Below are 4261 nucleotides of genomic sequence, written 5' to 3'. Positions count from 1 at the left end.
CGAGCGGGGCCCCTGAGGCCCCGATCTTCCCTCCCTACGGGTACTCCTTCGTCGCACCCTTCGGTCAGTCCAGATCGGGGCGGGCCCCTTGGGGTACAGACATACCGGGACTACCGGGCCCAGGCGGTGTGCGCCGTGCGTCGACGTACCTCTGGCTACTCGGGGACTGGGTGATCAGCTCAGTACGCAGGCGCCCGTGTTGACGGGGGTGCTGCTCGGGGCGGCTGCGGCCAGTTCGGACGCGACCTCGTGCAAGGTGAGGACGTAGCCGGTGTCGTCGTCGGTGACCGCCGCGCCGAAGACCACGCCGAGGAGCTGGCCCTCGGCGTCGACCAGCGGGCCGCCGGAGTTGCCCGCGCGGACCTGACCGCGCACCGTGTAGACCTCACGTTCGACGGTGCCGTCGCGGTGGATGGTCGGGCCGGTGAGGTCGAGGGTCTCGCGGACACGGGCCGCGCTGGCGGTGTACGGGCCGCCACCGGGGTAACCGAGCACGATCGCGCTCTCGCCCGAACTCGCGGGCTCAGGGGCCTGGGGCAGCACGGGGGCGGTCAGACCGGGGACGGCGAGGACCGCGATGTCCTTGGACGGGTCGAACAGGACCACGGTGGCGTCGAGCGCACCGCGCGCGGTGTCGACCGACACGGTGTTGGTGCCCGCCACGACGTGCGCGTTGGTCATCACGCGTTCCGGCGCGACGATGAAGCCGGAGCCTTCGAGCGCCCGCTGGCAACTGGGTGCGGTGCCGCGGATGCGCAGCACGCTCTGCTGCAGCGACGCCGCAACCGGGCTGGCCAGCACCGAGGGATCCGGCGGTTCGACGGCGGCGATCGGCGCTCGGCCGAACGGGCCGATCACATCGGGCAAGCCCGACGTGTCGAGCAGCTTGGAGAATTCGTTGGGAACCTTGCGCAACCAGTCCGGCGCGACCGAGTTGACGTCGGCGAGCACCTTCGACCCGTTGATCGCGGCGGCGACAGCGGGCTGGGACGCGGTGGCCAGCGGCAACGCGAGCAACCAGGCCGCGACCAGCACGGTCACCGCCTGCAACACGGCACCGACAACACTGTCCACGCTGCGGGCGACCGGTTGGCGGATGCTGGTGCGCGCGGCCCGGCCGAGCACCATGCCCGCCACCTCACCGACGATCACCAGCAGCACGATCAGCAGGATGCCGCCGAGTACCCGGCTGCGACCCTCACTGAGGTGCTTGAGGATGTGCGGTGCGATCAGAATGCCCGCGACGGCGCCCAGCGCGACGCCGAAGAACGCCAGCGCCGACGCCACCGCGCCCTGCCGCCAGCCGGTGGACGCCGCGACCAGCGCGATCAGTACCACCGCGATGTCGAGCCATACCGAGGCGGTCACAGGGTCATTCCGACCGCAGCCAGCGAGCTCTCCAGGTCACGCACGTCGCCCCGATCCCAGTTTCGTTCCCAGCCAGCGGATTTGATGATGCCGGCGAGAATACCGCCGGTGAGTCCCCACACCAGCATGCCGTCGACCTGGAACGCGGGGCTCTGGTAGCCGAGACTGCCACGCACCATGAATCTGTGTGCCGGATCGAGCAATTCGGTGAGCGGCACACGCACGACACGCTCGGTTTCGCCCTGATCGACGACGCGAACCGCGCTGGGTGCTCGCCAGTAGCCGAGCACCGGGGTCACGTCGAATTTCGACGGCGGAACGAACAGTTTCGGCAGCAGCGCGAACGGCTGCACACCGGCCGGGTCGAGTCCGGTCTCCTCCGCGGCTTCGCGCAGGGCAGTGCCGACCGGGCCGTCGTCGCCGGGATCCTCGGCGCCGCCGGGGAACGCGATCTGGCCGCGGTGCTGGCGCATGGTCGAGGCACGCTGAGTGAGCAGGACGTCGGCGTCGGCGGGCAGGCCCCCTGGCACCGACTCATCGGCGTCGGGCGAGCCGCCGAACAGCACGAGGACAGCGGCCTGGCGTGGCCTGCCGGTGATCGACATGGCCCGGCGCAGGGCGCGGGAAGTAGCGAGCGTGTCGTCGGCGTCGGGGCCGCCGGATCTGATCGCGGTGCGCAACCACGAGGGAACGCCGGAATCGTCGAGCCTCGCTACATCGTTCACGCCATCGCCTTCGATCCACACGCCACTGTTACGTCCTCTGTCATACCGTGACCCCGAGCTTCGCGGATACCGTATCCGCGATGTCGGCCACGTCGGCAAACGTACGCACCTCCACGCTCGCGATGGTGCCGTCGGCCCGCACGAGCACCGAGACGGGCAGCACCGCGGGCGCACCGACCGCACTGCGCACGGCGGCCTGCGGATCCTCGACGCCGGGCAGGGTGATGCCGAGTCCGGTCAGCCGAGACAGCGCCTTCGCCTCGTCGGGATCGCTGTGCACGGTCATGACCGTGAGTGCCGAGCCCGCCCGCTGCGCGAACTCCTGGAGATGCGGCAACTCGGTGGCGCAGGGTCCACACCAGTAGGCCCACAGGTTGAGCAGCGCGGGCTTTCCGGCGAGCGCCGCGGCGAGATCGACGGGCGCGCCGTCCGCCAGACAGCTCACCTGGAGACCGGCCAGCGGCCCCGATGCGGACGCGGACGCGGACGACGGGCAGGGTTGGGACCCCGCCGCCGCTCGTTCCTCGGCCGACACGCCCGATGTCTGTTGCGATGTCTGCGCAACGACGCCGGTGGTCTGCGAACCCTCGCGCGGCCACAGCGCCACCGTGGCGGCGACCACCAGGATCACCGCGGCGAGCACCCAGCGCACAGCGGGCCGCCGTAGCAGCGAGGCTTCGCTCACAGGCCGACCATGTTCAGCAGGTGATCGCGCTCCGGGCCCTTCACCAACTCCGCGGCCACCGCCGGGTCGGTGGGGCCGAGCCCGAACGACGGGCAGTCGCCGGCGAGCATGCACGCGCCGCAGGCCGGCTTGCGCGCATGGCACACCCGACGCCCCTCGAAGATCACCCGGTGCGAGAGCATGGTCCAGTCCTTGCGCTCGAACAGCGCGCCGACCGCGTGCTCGACCTTGACCGGATCCTCCTCGTCGGTCCACTTCCAGCGACGCACCAACCGGCCGAAATGGGTGTCGACGGTGATACCGGGCACATCGAACGCGTTGCCGAGGATGACGTTGGCCGTCTTGCGCCCGATCCCGGGCAATTTCACCAATTCGTCCAGAGTGTGAGGCAATTCACCGTCGTATTTTTCGACCAGCGCCTGGCCGAGGCCGATCAGCGAACTGGTCTTGTTCCGGTAGAAGCCGGTGGGCCTGATGTATTCCTCCAGCTCCACCCGGTTGGCCTGCGCGTAGTCGTAGGCACTGCGGTACTTCGCGAACAGGGCGGGAGTGGTGAGGTTCACCCGGACGTCGGTGCACTGGGCGGACAGGATCGTCGCGACGGCCAGTTCCAGCGGCGTGGTGAAGTCGAGCTCGCAGTGCGCGTCGGGGAACGCCGCGGCGAGCGTGCGGTTCATCCGGCGGGCGCGCCGGACCAGTCCGATCCGCGTTTCCGCAGCTATCGCACGGTTCTTGCGTTTGCGAGCGGCCGAGATGCCGGTGGGTACGGCGGCCGAATCCGCTGCCGGATCGGCATCGCCGGCGGCGGCGGGGGCAGGGGAAACGGGCACCGCTTCACCATACGGAACCACTACGACAACATTGCCCGGCCAGTTTGCCCGCTGTGTTCCATCTGAGACCTGGACCGTGTTTACTGCCAGTCATGCAAGGACTCGCTGTGGTGCTCTTCCCAGTGCTGTTGATGCTGTTCGCGCTGGGGATGGAGCGGGTCGAGAATCGGCTCCGAAAGCTTCTCGAACCCGACGAAGAGGTTCAGCAGTACCTGGACAACGCCAGCAACGCCGAAGTGAAAGAGCTGACGAAGCTCGGCCTGCCCGCCGCCGTGGCGCGCGTGCGCAAGCGCCGTTCCCGTACCTCCGAATTGGATGTCGCACGGGCGAGCTAAACGATCGATTCTCAACGCGCAATCCACTCTTTACGTGGTGTCTGTCACTGCGGTGCCGGAATGCCGCGTAGACTGCGCGGTTGGTCGATTCGCTCGACCAGGTTCGCAAGCCATATCCCATAAGGAGCACATTCGTGGACGAGGCCCTCGCCAGAGCAGGCATCTTCCAAGGCGTCGAGCCCACCGCGGTGGCCGCGCTCGCCAAGCAGCTGCAGCCCGTAGATTTTCCGCGCGGCCACGTCATCTTCAACGAGGGCGAACCCGGCGATCGGCTGTACATCATCACGACGGGCAAGGTGAAGATCGGCCGGCGGTCCC

The 4261-nt window shown here is 68.9% G+C and carries 6 protein-coding genes; 2 read left to right on the top strand and 4 right to left on the bottom strand.

Annotated features, from left to right (window positions below; translation table 11 throughout):
- Positions 1-174: 174 nt before the first annotated feature.
- The 4 genes from ACFWF3_RS26295 to nth are packed head-to-tail and all read right to left on the bottom strand — an operon-like array spanning position 175 to position 3533.
- Positions 175-1368 (bottom strand): MarP family serine protease, encoded by a 1194-nt coding sequence (locus ACFWF3_RS26295; protein WP_378638738.1) that lies wholly within the window; start codon positions 1366-1368, stop codon positions 175-177.
- A complete protein-coding gene (locus ACFWF3_RS26290; protein WP_378638735.1) occupies positions 1365-2093 on the bottom strand; it encodes an NUDIX hydrolase in 729 nt (242 codons plus the stop codon). Before ACFWF3_RS26290 ends, ACFWF3_RS26295 begins: the two co-directional genes overlap by 4 nt.
- A gap of 40 nt (positions 2094-2133) precedes the next feature.
- Positions 2134-2778 carry a TlpA family protein disulfide reductase gene (locus ACFWF3_RS26285; RefSeq protein ID WP_379315995.1) on the bottom strand — a complete coding sequence of 215 codons (645 nt, stop codon included), beginning with the start codon at positions 2776-2778 and terminating at the stop codon, positions 2134-2136.
- Positions 2775-3533 carry an endonuclease III gene (nth, locus tag ACFWF3_RS26280; protein ID WP_378994498.1) on the bottom strand — a complete coding sequence of 253 codons (759 nt, stop codon included), beginning with the start codon at positions 3531-3533 and terminating at the stop codon, positions 2775-2777. The genes ACFWF3_RS26285 and nth overlap by 4 nt, the downstream gene beginning before the upstream one ends.
- A 182-nt stretch (positions 3534-3715) precedes the next feature.
- Here nth and ACFWF3_RS26275 point away from each other — a divergent pair, with 182 nt between their 5' ends.
- Complete coding sequence (locus ACFWF3_RS26275) at positions 3716-3943, top strand: hypothetical protein (protein ID WP_082843785.1); 228 nt, start codon at positions 3716-3718, stop codon at positions 3941-3943.
- A 134-nt stretch (positions 3944-4077) separates the two neighbouring features.
- Positions 4078-4261, top strand: a 184-nt coding sequence (locus tag ACFWF3_RS26270) for a cyclic nucleotide-binding domain-containing protein (protein WP_379315993.1), incomplete at its 3' end; no start/stop codon positions are given.

The sequence above is a fragment of the Nocardia sp. NPDC060220 genome (genome assembly GCF_042727815.1).
Lineage (GTDB): Bacteria > Actinomycetota > Actinomycetes > Mycobacteriales > Mycobacteriaceae > Nocardia.
This window is presented reverse-complemented; position numbering and strand designations above follow the sequence as displayed.